The organism is Bradyrhizobium sp. GW821-FHT13H06 (assembly GCF_058803975.1).
The window spans coordinates 72,650-87,591 of the sequence record NZ_JBXAPN010000008.1; the positions used below are offsets into that span (position 1 = coordinate 72,650).

Genomic DNA, 14,942 nt, shown 5'->3' on the forward strand with positions numbered 1-14,942 from the left:
GGATGCGGTTCGATACGACCAGCATTCGTGGGCTGCCTCGCCTGGTTGATGAATAGGCGGGGAGATCATGGGAACGTCCGTGGCGCTGCGCTGCGAGGCAGCTCCACCTCCGCTTTGACATTGCTGAGCTCTTGTTAGAAGCCGTTCCGAGGGCGAAGTCCACCTTGGCGTAGTTCCGGAAGGTTCGCAGAACTTGTCGTCGCAGACGAAGATTGCCGTTTTGGGCAATGGTTCTGCGTCGAGGCCGAGCATCAATATCGATCGACCAGTGCACGTCGCGTACACGGCGGGATAATAGACGCTCTCCGTGCCGAATCGAGATCTGTACCATCAGCACGCTTGTCGCCGCCTATGGCGATCCGCGATCATGATCGCGGTGTAGCCGACCTTTGCAGCGGTCACGGCGCGGAAAGCTGCGTGTTATCAAGTCGACAAGCGCTCCTTCGGCTCTGTGGAAATGGAAGAGCTGAGTTCACGTCGCTATATTCGAGCGCGATGGATCAGACGCTTTTTTTGAGCTAAGCCGTCTGAGCCGCCTGGAACGGCGCGGGCGGCCGCTCTATTGCGGCATACTCAATGCCTGCAAGCTATCGCGCCGGTATTCGGGGGACGCGGATGCGGGTCCATATGATTGTTGCCGGCCTAATCCTAGCTATCATCGGGACGGCCAGCGCCACGGTTGTCGATAAGGGAACCGACGCGCAAAAGGCCTGCGAGCTGCTTGTCAAGAGCTCGCTTCGCAATCAGGACGAAGCTCGGTCCGCAGGTGCATGTGAGGGAATGATCGAGACCGCGATGCTCTTTTCACCAAATCTGCCCGCTGACGTGCGTGCATGCCCCCCCGCGCAAGGCAGCCCTTTGCAAAGTGCGAAGGTTTTTCTGCAGTATCTTGATAACAATCCGGATCGGGTGAATGAGCCGGGGATCACCGTCGCGATCGAAGCATTCAGGGATGCTTGGCCCTGCCGTGGGGACGATGCCGGGACGGGACTGAAAAAGCGTGCCCCAAAAAAATCCAAATAGAACGCGTATCTGAGGATACTGATACTAGCCTTGCGGCCGGCGATGTTCGCGTCAGGCCTGATTGATTCGCAATGCACTGCCGCCGAGGTGCGCGAACTGAACCGCCATGCGCATCTCCACGATCAGCACTCAACGCCTTATCGACGAGCGGAATCGAACCCTTGAGCCCCGATAAACAGCGGGGCATTGTGCCATCAACGCCCGGGCTGGAACAGCATGACAATCCCCTGCCGCGTCCTGATGATCTATCCGAAGTTCGTTCCGAATTCGTTTTGGAACTATGCGGATGCCTGCGAACTCGTCGGTGCGAAGTATCCAACGGCGCCACTCGGCCTGATCACCGTCGCCGCTATGTTGCCGAAGCATTGGGACATCCGGCTTGTCAACCGCAATACCGAGGCTTTGACAGAGGCGGACCTCGATTGGGCCGATCTTGTGATGATCGGCGGTATGCTCAACCAGCAACCGGATGCCATCTACCTGATCGATCTCGCTCACCTGCGCGGCAAGCCAGTATGTGTCGGTGGGCCGGACGTCTCCTCGAGCCCGCATCTTTACGCGGACGCGGATTTTCAGGTGATCGGCGAGGCCGAGCATGTCATCGAGCAGTTCATCGCCGCTTGGGAAAGCGGCGAACGCAAAGGCGTGTTCATCGCCGAGAAATTCAAGATAGATGTCACGCTGAGCCCGATGCCTCGCTACGATCTTCTCAACTTCGATCACTATCTATACATTGGCTTGCAGTATTCGCGTGGCTGCCCGTTCACCTGCGAGTTCTGCGACATTATCGAGTTGTATGGCCGCGTGCCGCGTACCAAGACCAACGATCAGATTCTCGCAGAGTTGCAGGCACTCTACGATCACGGTTATCGCGGGCATGTCGATTTCGTCGACGACAATTTCATCGGCAACAAGAAGAACCTCCGCACCTTGATGCCACGGCTCAAAGCGTGGCTGGAAGACCACGACTATCCATTCGAGTTCTCGACCGAAGCCTCGATCAACATCGCGGACGACAGCGAACTGTTGCAGGCAATGAAGGATGCGAACTTCTTCGCGATCTTCGTCGGCATCGAGAGCCCGGATCCCGAGACGCTCGTGCAGATGAAGAAGAAGCAGAACACCAGGCGCAACATCGCCGAGTGCATTCACAAGATTTACGGCTACGGCATGTTCGTCACCGCTGGCTTCATCGTCGGGTTCGATAGCGAAAATGCCTCGATAGGACAGGCAATGGCCGACCTCATCGAGGAGGCGAGCATTCCAGTCTCCATCGTTGGACTGCTTTATGCGCTGCCTGGGACGCAGCTTACACGGCGGTTGGCCGCGGAAGGCCGCTTGCATCAGGGCCATGACCTCATGAACGTCGAGCAGGCGGGCGATCAGTGCACGCTCGGCTGTAATTTCGATACCAAGCGTCCGCTTCGTGACATCCTTGCCGATTACAAGGCCGTGCTCGGGCACGTCTACAGTCCGGCAGCCTATGCAGGACGGCTGTCGCGTCTCGCATCCATGCTCGACCGGTCCGACCGGCGCCGCGATCTCCCGGATGGCGATGTGCGCAAAAGGCTTGGCGGCATCGACAGCGTACACAAGATCATGCGGGCCCTGCCGAAGGTTCGTGAGCCGTTCTGGAAGACCTTCGTCGACGTCGCCAAGACCAATCCGGGCGCGCTGCGTTACATCGTGATGCTGATGGCGCTGTACATGCACCTCGGGCCGTTCTCGGAACGCGTCATCGGCGAGATTGACCGCCGCATTGCCGAGTTGGACGATGTTCCTCTGCCGAGGGCTACGGCGGTTGGCCAAGTGCTACCTCCAGCGACGGTGTAGCCACAGCCACTGGTCGGGATATTCGCGGATCCAGCCCTCGATGACCGACGTGACCGCCTGCATCGTTCCCTGAATGTCGATTTGTCCGGCGGCATCGCGGACCGGCTTCACTTCTTCAGACAGTTCGCCACGAAAGCGGTGTCCGGGCAGACGGATGATGCGCACGCCGTGGATTGGGCACTCAATCTGCCGTACCAGCCGGGCAAGCAACGGATTGGCCCGTGTCTTGCGGCCGAAGAAAGTGACCTCGACGCCGTTGGTCAGATACTGATCGACCAGCATTCCAACGTGCTGGCCACTTTTAAGGGCCTCGGCAAGTCTTAAGGGCGCGTCACGACTTGCTGGAATGAGTGTGCCCATTTTCACGGCGCGCAAATCCTGGATGATGCGGTCGGCGGACGCGATGTTGGGTCGGCGATACAGGATCGCGGTATCCAGCCCGTGCGCGACGGCTGCCAGGGCCGGAATTTCCCAGTTAGCGAGATGACTCGCAAAGATCAGCGCCGGTTTCCCGTCGAGCCGCAGCTGCGTAAACAAATCATACGAGCGCTTGTCGATTTCGATCCGGCTATCCTCGGGCCGCGCGGGTTCGTAGTTCCAGATGTGATCAAGATGCGCGAATTCGGCGCCGACTCGACCGAGATTGTCCCAGACGCCTGCGAGAATGGTCTCGATCTCCGCAGGCGATCTTTCCGGAAATGCGGCGGTTAGATTGGCTCGACCGGTCTTTTGCTCCCGCATCATGGGCCCTATTGAGCGAGTGATCCGAGCGAATAGGTTGGCGGTCTTGGTTGGATCGAAATGGCGAGCGGTACGCAATGTTCCGATCGTCAACGCGCCCACCGCCGCTTGGCCCAGGGGCTTGGTCACGTCGCGAAGTCGGGCCCTGGTCCGCATTGAAACGACAACCTTGGCTTACACTTTCGGCTTTCCATGGGCTTCAGCGCGCATCATCATACCACCGATACGCGGTGCGATCAAAGACACCGATGGGTTGCGCAGGGCGTATCGTCGATGATCCCAAGTTCATCGAAAGCGTACTCGGTTTCTTCGATGGTCTGAAAATCATGCTAGACGACGAGCATCCCGACCATGTGCGGATCGGGGCTCAGCCGGTGGCTTCAGGCCAGGAAGCTGCCAAGTTTGCCGACGTAATCTAAGCAGTGTCGTTCTCAATCGACGAGGGCTTGAACGACAACACGAAGGCGCTGGCTGCCAGCTCCTGTGACTATGTGCAGGACTTGATGACCTGGACGACGTGCCGATGTCCAGCCGCCTCAGGTTCGCCAAGGAGCCGGATGGCATCTTGCCGGACCTGCGAGAAAATGGCGCCAGCGTCTTTTCAGCGACGCGTAACCGCAAGTTCCGCAATTGGGGTGATGCGCCGGCTCTCGAGATGACGGTAGGCTATTCGGTTATCGGTCCCGCCGACCGGCAGCTCACCCAGCTCTACATCCCGCGCCGGGCGAGGCTCGCCTAATGGGTCGGTGCATCGAAGCAATATGATCGTGCGACGAATGCCCATTTTCGGCCGGATAAGCCCAGTGGTGCGACCAGTAAGTCATTGATTGTTCTCTACCCGTCGCTACCTCTTAATCAGCGGGTCCCAGGTTCGAGCCCTGGTGCGCCCACCAAATCAGTGCCTTAGCCAGAGAAACCGGTTTAGCGGTCGGATTTTCAAGCGGTTGTTTCTCGCGAACGCTGATCAACCCACGCCCCGATGCCGCAATGTGGCACTTCGCGGTCTAACCCCGCGCCGCGCGCTGTCCCATGATGGATTGGAGCGAGACTTCAAGTTTTTCGGCCATTTGGAAGGTGGCGTGTGCAAGGTTGGATCAAGCAAAATCCATCGGCGGTAGACAAGGTCGGTCGCTCCTTGGAGTGGGTCGTGCCCATATACAAGGGCGAATTTCCTGGCCTGATAACGTCACGCGAGCCTTTGAGGAAGAGCAGGCTATGTGCGCATGCTCTAAGGGGTGGCGCAGAGCGTTTTTTTGCACGTTGATACGGGCGCATATGAGCAAAATGCGTGCTTGCAGAGGATAGCCGAGCGCTCGTGAGCAGCGTCAGTTGCCGGAGGAGCGGGACGCGTCACCGCTTACTGGGCATCGGCGGCCACTCAGGGAGCCCTCGCACGACCTAACTCAGTCGCGCCGGTGCCGGGCATGGCAGCCGGTTTGCGCCGCCCTCCATGAATGTAGGCGATGGCGCCGAACACAGCGGCACTTTGACGACGCCGAGGGAATCACGACGATTATTGTGGTCCATCTCCTTCTGTTGCGCAGTTCTGCGACAGAACCTTAGCCTACGAGATCAATCAGGATGGGACATCCGCTGGATGAGGATCTGCCCTTCAGAGGTCACTAGGAAAATTCAGCAGTTTAGACATTAGCGCCCATCTTCAGCCGCTCCCGCAGACGCTGGAACGTCACGTAGAGCATCGGCACCAGGAAGATTCCGATCGAGCTCGCCGCGAGCATGCCCGCGAACACCGCTGTGCCGACAGCCCTGCGGCTGAGGGCCGCAGCGCCGGTTGCGATCACGAGCGGCAGGAGACCAAGGATGAAGGCGACGGAGGTCATCATGACCGCGCGGAAGCGCATATGGGCGCCCTGGACCGCGGCGTCGTCGAGCGCCACGCCTGCCTCGCGTTGCTCCTTGGCGAATTCGACGATCAGAATTCCGTTCTTGGCGGCGAGCGCAATCAGGACCACCAGCCCGATCTGGCCGTAGAGGTCGAGATTGAGGCCTGCGAGCTTGATGCCGACATAGGAGCCCAGGACACCGACGACGACGGACAGCAGCACCGGGATCGGGATTACCGTGCTCTCATAGAGCGCCACCAGGAACAGATAGGCAAACAGCACGGCAAGCATCAGCACGATGCCGGTCTGGCCGGTGGCCTGTTGCTCCTGAAAGGCAGTGCCGGTCCACGCAAAACTGTAACCCGCAGGCAGTATGGCATTCGAGACATCGGCCATCGCGGCCATTGCGGTGCCCGACGAAACCCCGGGTGCCGGGCTGCCATTCACCGTCACTGAGCGGTAGTTGTTGTAGCGGGTGATCACCTGCGGCCCGGTTACGATCCTGATCCCGGCCAGTGATCTGATCGGCACCATCTGCCCGGTACTGTTGCGCAGATAGATGCGCCAGATGTCCGAAATGTCGCTGCGATCGAACGCTTCGCCCTGGACGTTGACCTGCCAGGTGCGGCCAAACCGGTTGAAATTGTTGACGTAGATGCCGCCGAGCGTCGCCTGCAGCGCGGTGAAGATGTCGCTGATCGTCACGCCGAGCGCCTGCGCCTTGCCACGGTCGATGTCGAGATGGATGGACGGTTTGGTCGCAGTGAAGGTGGAAAAGACTCGCGCCAAACGTGGATCCGCGTTGGCGGCGCCGATCAGCGCGTTTGTGACGCTCGAGATCTCGGCCGGACTCTGTCCTTCCAACGCCTGAAGCTGGTATTCGAACCCGCCGCCGGTGGAGAGGCCGATGATCGGTGGCAGGTTGAACGGCAGCACATTGGCCTGCCGGACCTGCGCGCCGGCCGCGAAGACCTGGCGGATCAGCGCTTGCGCAGAATCCGTTGCGGCCTTGCGATCGGCAAATGGCTTCAAACGGGTGACGACGAGAGCACTGTTCGATTCCGATGCGCCGTCGAGCAGGGAAAAGCCGACGATGGCAAGAACGTGGTCCACAGTCGGCATCTGCTTCAGGATGTCTTCGATCTGCTGGGTGACCTCGCTGGTTCGTGCCACCGATGCGCCGTCCGGCAACTGGACCGAGGTAAAGAAGGCGCCTTGATCCTCCTCGGGCAGGAAACCCGTCGGCGTGATCAGCGACACGCCGAAGATGCCGGCGGCCAGGAGCGCGACGAACAGGACGGAGAGGCCGGCCACCCGCACGAGGCGACGGACGACGCTGCTGTAGCAGTGACGAATCCAGTCGATGGAGCCGAGAACGCGCCCCATGATGCCGCGCCTCGGCCCGGTGTGACGCAGGAACAGCGCACACAGAGCGGGCGAAAGTGTCAGCGCGTTCAACGCCGAGATCATCATCGCGGCGCTGATCGTCACTGCGAATTGACGAAACAGCGTTCCGGAAACGCCTGGAATGAATGCGATGGGTACGAAGACCGACAGCAGCACCAGTGTGATCGCGACGATCGGCGCGGTGATCTGGGTCATGGCCTTCTTGCTGGCTTCGGTGGAGGAAAGAGCCGGCTCCTCCTGCATGACCCGCTCGACGTTCTCGACGACGACGATGGCATCGTCCACGACAATGCCGATCGAGAGCACCATCGCCAGCAGGGACACCGTGTTTGCCGAATAACCCAGCACCAGCAGGACGGCGAACGTGCCGATCAGACTCACCGGAACCGCGATCGCTGGGATCACCGTTGCCCGGAGATCGCCGAGGAAGAGGTACACCACGATCACGACCAGCACGAAGGCTTCGCCCAGCGTCTGCCAAACCTCCGCGATGGTGTCGCGCACGAAGCTCGTGGAATCGTATTGCACGAGGTAGCTCAGCCCGACGGGGAAGTGCTGCGACAGCCGCTGCATCGTCGCCGCCACGGCCTGGGCGGTGGTCACCGCATTAGCGCCCGGCGCCAGATAGATCGCGACCGGAACGGCCGCGCGCCCGTCGATCCGCGCTTCGCTGTCGAAGTTTTGCGCGCCCATCTCGACACGGGCAACGTCCTTCACCCGCAGGGACGAGCCATCCGGGTTGGCGCGCAGAACGATATTGGCGAATTGATCGACGGTGGCGAGCCTGCCCAGGGTCTGCACGTTGAACTGGAATTGCTGGTCGTCGCTGATCGGGCGCGCGCCGATGCGGCCGACCGGCGCCTGGACGCTTTGGGTGCGTATTGCGGCAATGACATCCGATGGCGTGAGATTGAGGCTGGTGAGCCGCTGCGTGTCGAACCAGATCCGCATCGAGTAGTTCATCTTGGCGAACAGATTGGCCTGGCCGACCCCCGGGGTGCTCGCGATCGCATCGAGCACGTTGATGATGGCGTAGTTCGTGATGAACAGCGGATCCTGCTCGCCATGGGCGCTGTAGAGTACCAGGAATTGCAGAATGGACGAGGACCGCTTGCGCACCGTCACACCCTGCTGCTGCACTTCGGTCGGCAGTTGCGACAGAGCGCTCTGCACGCGGTTGTTGACATTGACGGTGTTGATGTCGGGGTTCGTACCGAGCGCGAACGAGACCGTCAGTGTGTAGCTACCGTCGCTGGCGCTGGTCGATTTCATGTAGAGCGCGCGGTCGACGCCGATGATCTGTGCCTCCAGGGGCTGGGCGACGCTGTTCTCGACGACTTCGGCGGATGCGCCCGGGAATGTGCCCGAAACTGTAACTTGTGGCGGCACGATGTCGGGAAATTGCGCCACCGGGATCTGCATCAGCGCGAGCGCGCCGGCGATGGTGATGGTGAAGGCGATCACCATCGCGAGCCGGGGACGATCGATGAAGACCGCAGAGATCATGGCTTGTCGTCCGCCCGGCCGGCCTTGCTGGAGGTGCTGGGAGCTGCTTGCGATTCCGCACCATCCTCAGACTTCATGCTCGACAGGATCAGTGGACTTGCCGGCCCCGGCGCAACGACCTGGCCGTGGCGAACCCGCTGCAAGCCCTCGACGATCACTCTGTCGCCGGCCGCAAGTCCGGCGATGATGGCCGCAATCGTCGGGGTCGATTGCCCGAGCTGGATGCGGCGCTGCTCGGCCTTGTTGTCGGCGCCGACAGCGAGAACATAGTCGCCCTGCTGATCGGAGAGCACGGCGGAGCGCGGGATCGCCAGAACCTCGATCGGCTGGACGCCCTCGAGCACCACGGTAACGAACTCGCCGTCAGTCAGCTCGTGAACGGTGACGCGGGCCGCCGACGACGTCCGCAGGATAGGATTGCCGATCTCGCCGCGCACGGTGATCGTGTCTGTGTTCTGGGCAATTGTATTGTCGACGAAGTTCAGTTTGCCGGATAGGCCGTACATGCGGCCGTCGGGGAGTCGCAGCCTGATGACGACCGCTTCCAGGCCACCTTTCGGCCCGTATCGTTCCCGCAGTTCCAGTCCTTGGCGCAGCGGCACGGGAAAGATGACGTACATTGGGTCCTGGCTGACGATGGTGGTCAGCACCCCCGAGCTTGGCCCGACGACGTTGCCTTCGGTCAATGCCGTGCGTCCGATCTTGCCGGCGATCGGCGCGCGGATCGTGGTGTAGTCGAGATTGATCCGGGAGGCTTGGACTTGAGCTTGGGCGGCCTGGACCTGGGCTTCGAGACTGAGCTGGTTCGCAATGGCGGCATCGTAGGTGGACTGTTGCCCGGCAGGGCCTCCGAGCAGGGTCCGCGCACGTTCTGTCGTCTGTTTGGCATTCTCGAGTGTCGCCTGAAGCTGCGCCATCTGCGCCTGTTTCGACGCCAGATCCGCCTCGAAGGGACCACGCTCCAGCTGGTAGAGCTCATCGCCTTTGCTGATCTCGGCGCCTTCCTCGAACAAGCGCCGTTCCAGAAATGCGGTGACGCGAGCAACGACGTTGACCCGATTGATCGCTTCGATCCGCCCGAGAAATTCAGTGCTCTCGGTGATCGGTCGCCTCGTCGCTTCCACGACGCCGACCGCGGGTGGGCCCGGCGCGGCGGGTTGGGTCCGGGCCAGCCCGCCGGCGATGATCGTCAGGAACGTCGCCGCCAGCAGCCTGATCGAGACGCCAGCAAGGTTCATTGTCTGCTCCTTGCAACCGGACTTGAGACCGAGCCGATGCTTCACTGGCGCTTTGTTAGTCCCGCGGTGTTCGATCGCTGCGCACCGGCTCGTCGTAACCCTTGCGACGGCTATAGAACATCAGTGCGATCAGGCCGCAGCCGGACACCAGCATCAGGATTGCAGCCCCCGCCAGGATGACGTCGCGGTAAAGCGGCATTGATGGCGTTTCCTGCCATACCGCCACGGAGAACCAGGTCGCCACAACGAGAAGCGCTGCGAGAACGGCTCCGAGAAGCCATACGTTGGTGTGGCGCACGATCTCCTCCCTCGTCTGGTTGGGGTTGCATTGCCTTCACACCCCATCGGCAGACTGCCGATTGCACAAGGCCTAGAGCCACCGCCATCCGCAGCGACGACGACCCCGATGCCACCAGCAAACCCAGCGGCGCCTGCGAGGTCGCCGGCGACCCCAGCCAGGATGAGGCGGTGGTCCCCATTGAGCTTGCGTCAGGAGATCCGACGCCCGGCCGGACCGGCCGAGCTCGGGTGCGATCGGCATCGCTTCCGCCACCGCAATGAAGCGGACGCCGATGGCGCCGATCGCCGCGGCAGCTACGGCATTTTGGGCAAGGCCAAGGAAGGCGCGGCGGGTAGGGGGGACCATCATCTTCCTCTCCTTAATTTCAGGCAGTCCGCCGCACGGACTGAAGCGCGTAAAGCAGCCACGCGAGGCCATGCGAGATCAGGTCGACGCCAAGCAGGAATCCGAGGACCCACACGCTCATGGTGGGGAAGCTGAACAGGATCAGCGCGCCCGCGACCAACCCGAAGACGCCGGAGATCAGCATCATCCATCCGTTCTGGCGCCAATGGGCGAAGCTCAGCATGCATCGAATGACGCCTGAGGCGATCAGGACCGCGCCGAGGAAATAAGTGAGAATGAGGGCGCCGGAGGCGGGCTGGGTCAGCAGCACGAGCCCGAAGGCGACGTAGAGGGCGCCGAGCAGGATCTGCCACAGGAAGCCGCCCCATCCTTTGGTCCAGAAGGCGTGGGCGATCTCGAACGCACCAGCCGCAATCGCCGTCAATCCGATCAACTTCACGCTGATGATGGTCGCGAACACCACATCGCTGAGAGCCGCGATACCGGCCGCGATCATGACGATGCCAAGGAGAGCGCAGACCCACAGGGGTGGAGGGCCCAGAGCTGCGATGCCGGACCGGCTGTCATAGACTGTCATGCCACGCTCCTGATCTACTAGTGATCGCCACCCCGAGGCGAGGGTAGCTTCCGAGCCGGAACGTCGACATCCGACGAAACCCTGAGCGACCGAGCGGGAATGTTCGCATGGAGTCTCGGGTGCGATTCCCGTGAACGAGCTATCGCCTGCCGCGCGGACCCAGAGTCAGGTTGGTCACGCCCACCGCGAGATTGATTCCGATAGATCGCTCGATCGAAAGCGGCTGCAGCATCACGCTCCTGCGCGAGCCGCCGATCAGGACATTGGCCCCGAGGCCGGGGCCCAAAGCGACATTGCCGCTCGCTCCCACATAGCTTCCTCGCAGCGTACCGGGGCCGACCCGCGAATTCTTGGCGAAGACGGCCCAGGAGAGAGAACCCGCCGAGGTCACTCCCAGATCGAGCCCAACGCGCCTTATGCGTCCCTCATAGATATATTGTCGAGGGGGTCTGCGTGCATAGAAGAAAGTACAGCGCAGCGATTGAGCCGATCCAAGGACCAAGCCCACGCGCGGGGAGCTGAGGCATAACAGTCTGCCGACCCGGAATGCGTCGGCGCGGGCGGGCGAGGCGGCGGTGCAAAGCAACACGCACGCGGCAATGCAGGGGAACCGTATCATCGGCATTCAAGCCTCCATCTGGTTGTCCGTGGACGCGGCCGCCGGCCGTCGGTCCTGGCGAAGCCAGAACGTGATGCCGAGGCCGGTCAGCAGCACCGCGCCAAGCAGGAAGAAGAAGACAGATTGCTTCAACCAGGATATCGCCGGGACGGTCACGCCCATCGCAAGCCCGAGAAACGAGATTTGCAGCGACAGAAGACTGACGCCCGCGAGGAACGTACCTAGCGCGAGCAACATCAGCAGGACCAGGCCGGTTGCCGGTGTCGGAAGCAATTGCTGGACACCCGACATCAGCATGATGTTCATCGTGACCAGGACGGCGATCCAGTGCAGCGCCTGGGTCCAGATCAATCGGAGCTGGGCCTCCTTGCCTTGCGTCTCCGGCCATTTCGTGACGACGCAGACCACACCGATGGCGAGCGCCAGGAATTCCCAGTAGCCGACGAGAGGCTGGTGGGAGACGTTGGTATAGGCGACGCCGGCGACGGCGAGCACTAGCGCCACCACGTAAGGGAGTTGCTGCCACAGGAAATAGGCCATCCTGAACTGAGGCGGGGGAGGCTCCCTGTCCTCGATCCGTTGTAGATCGGTCTCGCTCATGCGCCATCCACTCGCGATCTGTTGTTGCTGAACGTCAGCTTGGGGTCGTCACCGAGATAGTCCTCGACGTAGAACCGGATGATTGCGACGCGGCCGATCGCGACTAGGGGCATGGCCATCGCGATGCCCAGGATGCCGAACAGCGCGCCAAGCATGACGATCGCGACCAGCGTCCAGGCAGGGGGGATCTCGACCGCCTGACGTTGGATCAGCGGGCCAATCACATAGCCTTCGATCGACTGGATGATTGTGTAGATGAGCACGGCCCAGATCAGCAGCGAGCCGCCCAGTGGCATTGCGACCAGCGCGATCGGAACCGCCGCCACGATGGGGCCGAGGTAAGGAATGAAGTTCGACAAGCCCGCCTGCAGTCCGAGCACAAGTGGTCCGGGCAGTCCGACCAGATAGAGTGCGACCCAGACGCACAGCGTCATGAGAATGATCCGGATGAACTGTCCGATCAGCCACAACCGCATCACACTGCCCATCTCGTCCATGACCGCTCTTGTTCGCGCCCGGTAGGGTCGCTTCACCAACATGACCAGGCTCTCGCGATGGCTGGTCGGGTCGAAAGCGAAGAGGATTCCAAGGAACACGATGACCAGCGCGCCGGTCAGAAGACTCGACGCTCCGCCGAGCAGGAATTGAGCGTGGCTGAGAAAACGCCCCTGATCCGAGAACAACCATTGCGCGAAGTCGCGGCCCCATTCCGGGCCGAGCAGGTCGACGCCGTATGACAGGAGATGCTCCTGCAGGACGTCGATCTGGTTGTCCATGACCTTCAGCAGGAGGCGCGTCTGCTCCGGTAGCTTGCCCGCGCCCCATACCAGTCCAAATCCCGACAGAGCGGAGAACAGCAGCAGGACCAGCGTCAGCCGCCAGGCGCGAGCGAGCGGAAGGAGCGGGGCCAGCGCCCTTGCGCAGGCATCGAGAAATGCGCCGAACAACACGCCCGCAAAGATGAGCAGGAGACTGGACACTGTCTGCCACGCCAGAAACAGGAAGACACAGGCAGCGAGCAGGCTGAGCCCGGTCGCGAGGACGCTGCGCCCGGCGTGCTCCGCCGGGCCGGTGGAATCGTCGCGCGGGAGGAGTTCGCGAAGCCGATCCGGCCCTGTTCTGGAATCGCTCATGGATCGGTCCTATCGCGAGCGTGGGTGATGGTTCGCTGCACCTAGGTGCGGACGCGCCGGCTGCCAAAGTGCGGATGCTTTCCGCCGCGATGACGCCAGTAGCGGTGCTTGGTCGGGTTCGTGTTGGTGTTGGGCGTCACGTTCTTCGGCGCCGATACGCCGGTGTCCTTTGGCGCCATCGTCCCTGTGTCAGTCGACTGGGCCAGTGTCGGGGATACGGAAACCGCTACCAGCCCACCCAGGATCAGGGCGGTCCAGATCGATCGAATGCTCATATTCGCCTCCATGCAGCCGGGGACAAGACTCAAATCGAGATGGCTCCCGTGGAAAGTGCGTAGACGCCGGCACAAGCGGCGACCGTGATCACCGCAAAGAGGATCGCCTCGAACGGCCTGAACGCCGCTTCCTTGCGTTCGCGCTTGGCGAGAAGGAACAGCAGCGTGCCGGGTGCATAGAGGATCGACGACAGCAAGAGAAACTTCGGGCCGCCTGCGTAGATCATCCCGGCCGCGTAGAACGTCGCGACGGCCGAGCGGATCCAGTCGCCAAGGCGGGCGCGCTCGCCAGCGCGGTAGCACTCGCCGGTCCAGGCGAGCTTGAGACCGTAGGCCGCAACAAACAAATACGGGATCAGCGTCATCGCGCTCGTCATCTTCAGGGCGAGCGTGAATGCATATTCCGCAAACCAGGTGACGAGGAGGAAGGTCTGGATGACGCAGTTGGTGAGCCAGAGCGCTCCAGCAGGGACCTTGTACGCGTTCACTGTTGCGAGAAAGGAGGGCATGGTGCGGTGGACCGCGGCGGAATGCAGCACCTCAGCCGCCAGGAGTGACCAGGACAGGTAGTTGCCGAGGACCGAGATCAGGAGCGCCACGCTGATGAATATGCCGCCCCAGCGGCCGATGATCGCTTCCATGACGCCGGCCATGGATGGCGTCGGCAGATCCGCCAGTTCACCTCGTGGCAGCACGCCATAGGACAGCAGTGTCACGAGGACGAGCAGGCTGAGCACCGTCAGAAAGCCGGCAACGGTCGCGAATCCAATATCGCTGCGGCTGCGTGCATAGCGGGAATAGACACTGGCGCCTTCGATCCCGACGAACACGAATACGGTCAGCAGCATCGTGCTGCGAACCTGAGTGAGCACACTTGAATGCTCCGGCTGCTCCGCTCCCGCGAAGTTCAGGGAGAAAAGCCTGCCGTCGAAGGCGATGGCGGCGGCTGCAATGAACAGCAGGATGGGAACGATCTTGGCGTAGGTGGCGATCGTGTTGAGTGCGGCGGCGTTCTTGATGCCGCGCAGCAGCAGAACGTGCACTCCCCACAGCAGGACGGAGGCCGAAGCGATCGCCACCGCCGTTGTGCCGTCACCGAAGACAGGGAAAAACTGTCCGAGTGTTGCCTTGATCAAGACGAGACAGGCGACATCTGCAAGGCAGCATCCAATCCAGTATCCCATGGCCGAAGCAAAGCCGACATACTCGCCAAACCCAGCTCTGGCGTAGGCATAGATGCCGGCATCGAGGTCCGGTCTGCGGTGTGACAAGGTCTGGAACACCAAGGCCAGCATCAGCATGCCGGTGCCTGCGATCGCCCAGGCGATCATCGCACCGAGCGCACCCGTGGTCCGCCCGAACGAAGCGGGTAGTGCGAAAATGCCGGAGCCGACCATCGACCCCACCACGAGCGCGATGAGCGCATTGCGCGAGAGTTTTTGATCGACATCGTTCGCTGATGAAGCCATGGCAAGATGGCCTTCCAATCCGCGATCGGCG

At 61.7% G+C, this 14,942-nt stretch carries 13 protein-coding genes; 3 read left to right on the forward strand and 10 right to left on the reverse strand.

All coding sequences use genetic code 11. The features are described 5' to 3' along the window. The first annotated feature begins 576 nt into the window (after positions 1 to 576). Positions 577 to 1,023, forward strand: coding sequence for a Rap1a/Tai family immunity protein (locus AC1RQP_RS28880; RefSeq protein WP_492940011.1), 447 nt, complete (start codon positions 577 to 579; stop codon positions 1,021 to 1,023). Between the two features lie 216 nt (positions 1,024 to 1,239). After that, a complete protein-coding gene (locus AC1RQP_RS28885) occupies positions 1,240 to 2,856 on the forward strand; it encodes a B12-binding domain-containing radical SAM protein (RefSeq protein WP_492940013.1) in 1,617 nt (538 codons plus the stop codon). Here the strand turns inward: AC1RQP_RS28885 and AC1RQP_RS28890 are convergent. Further along, positions 2,836 to 3,753 (reverse strand): lipid A biosynthesis lauroyl acyltransferase, encoded by a 918-nt coding sequence (locus tag AC1RQP_RS28890; RefSeq protein WP_492940015.1) that lies wholly within the window; start codon positions 3,751 to 3,753, stop codon positions 2,836 to 2,838. The genes AC1RQP_RS28885 and AC1RQP_RS28890 overlap by 21 nt on opposite strands. A 367-nt stretch (positions 3,754 to 4,120) precedes the next feature. Here AC1RQP_RS28890 and AC1RQP_RS28895 point away from each other — a divergent pair, with 367 nt between their 5' ends. Continuing rightward, on the forward strand, positions 4,121 to 4,336 hold the full coding sequence (locus AC1RQP_RS28895) for a hypothetical protein (protein WP_492940016.1): 216 nt from the start codon (positions 4,121 to 4,123) through the stop codon (positions 4,334 to 4,336). Between the two features lie 901 nt (positions 4,337 to 5,237). Here the strand turns inward: AC1RQP_RS28895 and AC1RQP_RS28900 are convergent. From AC1RQP_RS28900 to AC1RQP_RS28940, 9 genes are all read right to left on the reverse strand, one after another. After that, a complete protein-coding gene (locus AC1RQP_RS28900; RefSeq protein WP_492940018.1) occupies positions 5,238 to 8,354 on the reverse strand; it encodes an efflux RND transporter permease subunit in 3,117 nt (1,038 codons plus the stop codon). Then, entirely contained in the window at positions 8,351 to 9,592 is a 1,242-nt protein-coding gene (locus AC1RQP_RS28905; protein ID WP_492940020.1) for an efflux RND transporter periplasmic adaptor subunit, read from the reverse strand. Before AC1RQP_RS28905 ends, AC1RQP_RS28900 begins: the two co-directional genes overlap by 4 nt. A gap of 55 nt (positions 9,593 to 9,647) precedes the next feature. Beyond that, positions 9,648 to 9,890, reverse strand: coding sequence for a hypothetical protein (locus AC1RQP_RS28910; RefSeq protein WP_239625973.1), 243 nt, complete (start codon positions 9,888 to 9,890; stop codon positions 9,648 to 9,650). Positions 9,891 to 10,257: 367 nt separating this feature from the next. Next, positions 10,258 to 10,815: an HdeD family acid-resistance protein gene (locus AC1RQP_RS28915; RefSeq protein ID WP_492940022.1), complete on the reverse strand. Its 558-nt coding sequence runs from the start codon at positions 10,813 to 10,815 to the stop codon at positions 10,258 to 10,260. A gap of 139 nt (positions 10,816 to 10,954) precedes the next feature. After that, entirely contained in the window at positions 10,955 to 11,440 is a 486-nt protein-coding gene (locus tag AC1RQP_RS28920) for a DUF992 domain-containing protein (RefSeq protein ID WP_239625970.1), read from the reverse strand. Further along, positions 11,441 to 12,034 (reverse strand): hypothetical protein, encoded by a 594-nt coding sequence (locus AC1RQP_RS28925; protein WP_492940024.1) that lies wholly within the window; start codon positions 12,032 to 12,034, stop codon positions 11,441 to 11,443. Next, positions 12,031 to 13,167, reverse strand: a complete 1,137-nt coding sequence (locus AC1RQP_RS28930; protein WP_239625967.1) for an AI-2E family transporter — start codon at positions 13,165 to 13,167, stop codon at positions 12,031 to 12,033. The genes AC1RQP_RS28925 and AC1RQP_RS28930 overlap by 4 nt, the downstream gene beginning before the upstream one ends. A 41-nt stretch (positions 13,168 to 13,208) precedes the next feature. Then, positions 13,209 to 13,442 (reverse strand): hypothetical protein, encoded by a 234-nt coding sequence (locus AC1RQP_RS28935; protein WP_239625965.1) that lies wholly within the window; start codon positions 13,440 to 13,442, stop codon positions 13,209 to 13,211. Between the two features lie 29 nt (positions 13,443 to 13,471). Further along, entirely contained in the window at positions 13,472 to 14,911 is a 1,440-nt protein-coding gene (locus AC1RQP_RS28940) for a basic amino acid/polyamine antiporter (RefSeq protein WP_239629355.1), read from the reverse strand. Positions 14,912 to 14,942 lie beyond the last annotated feature (31 nt).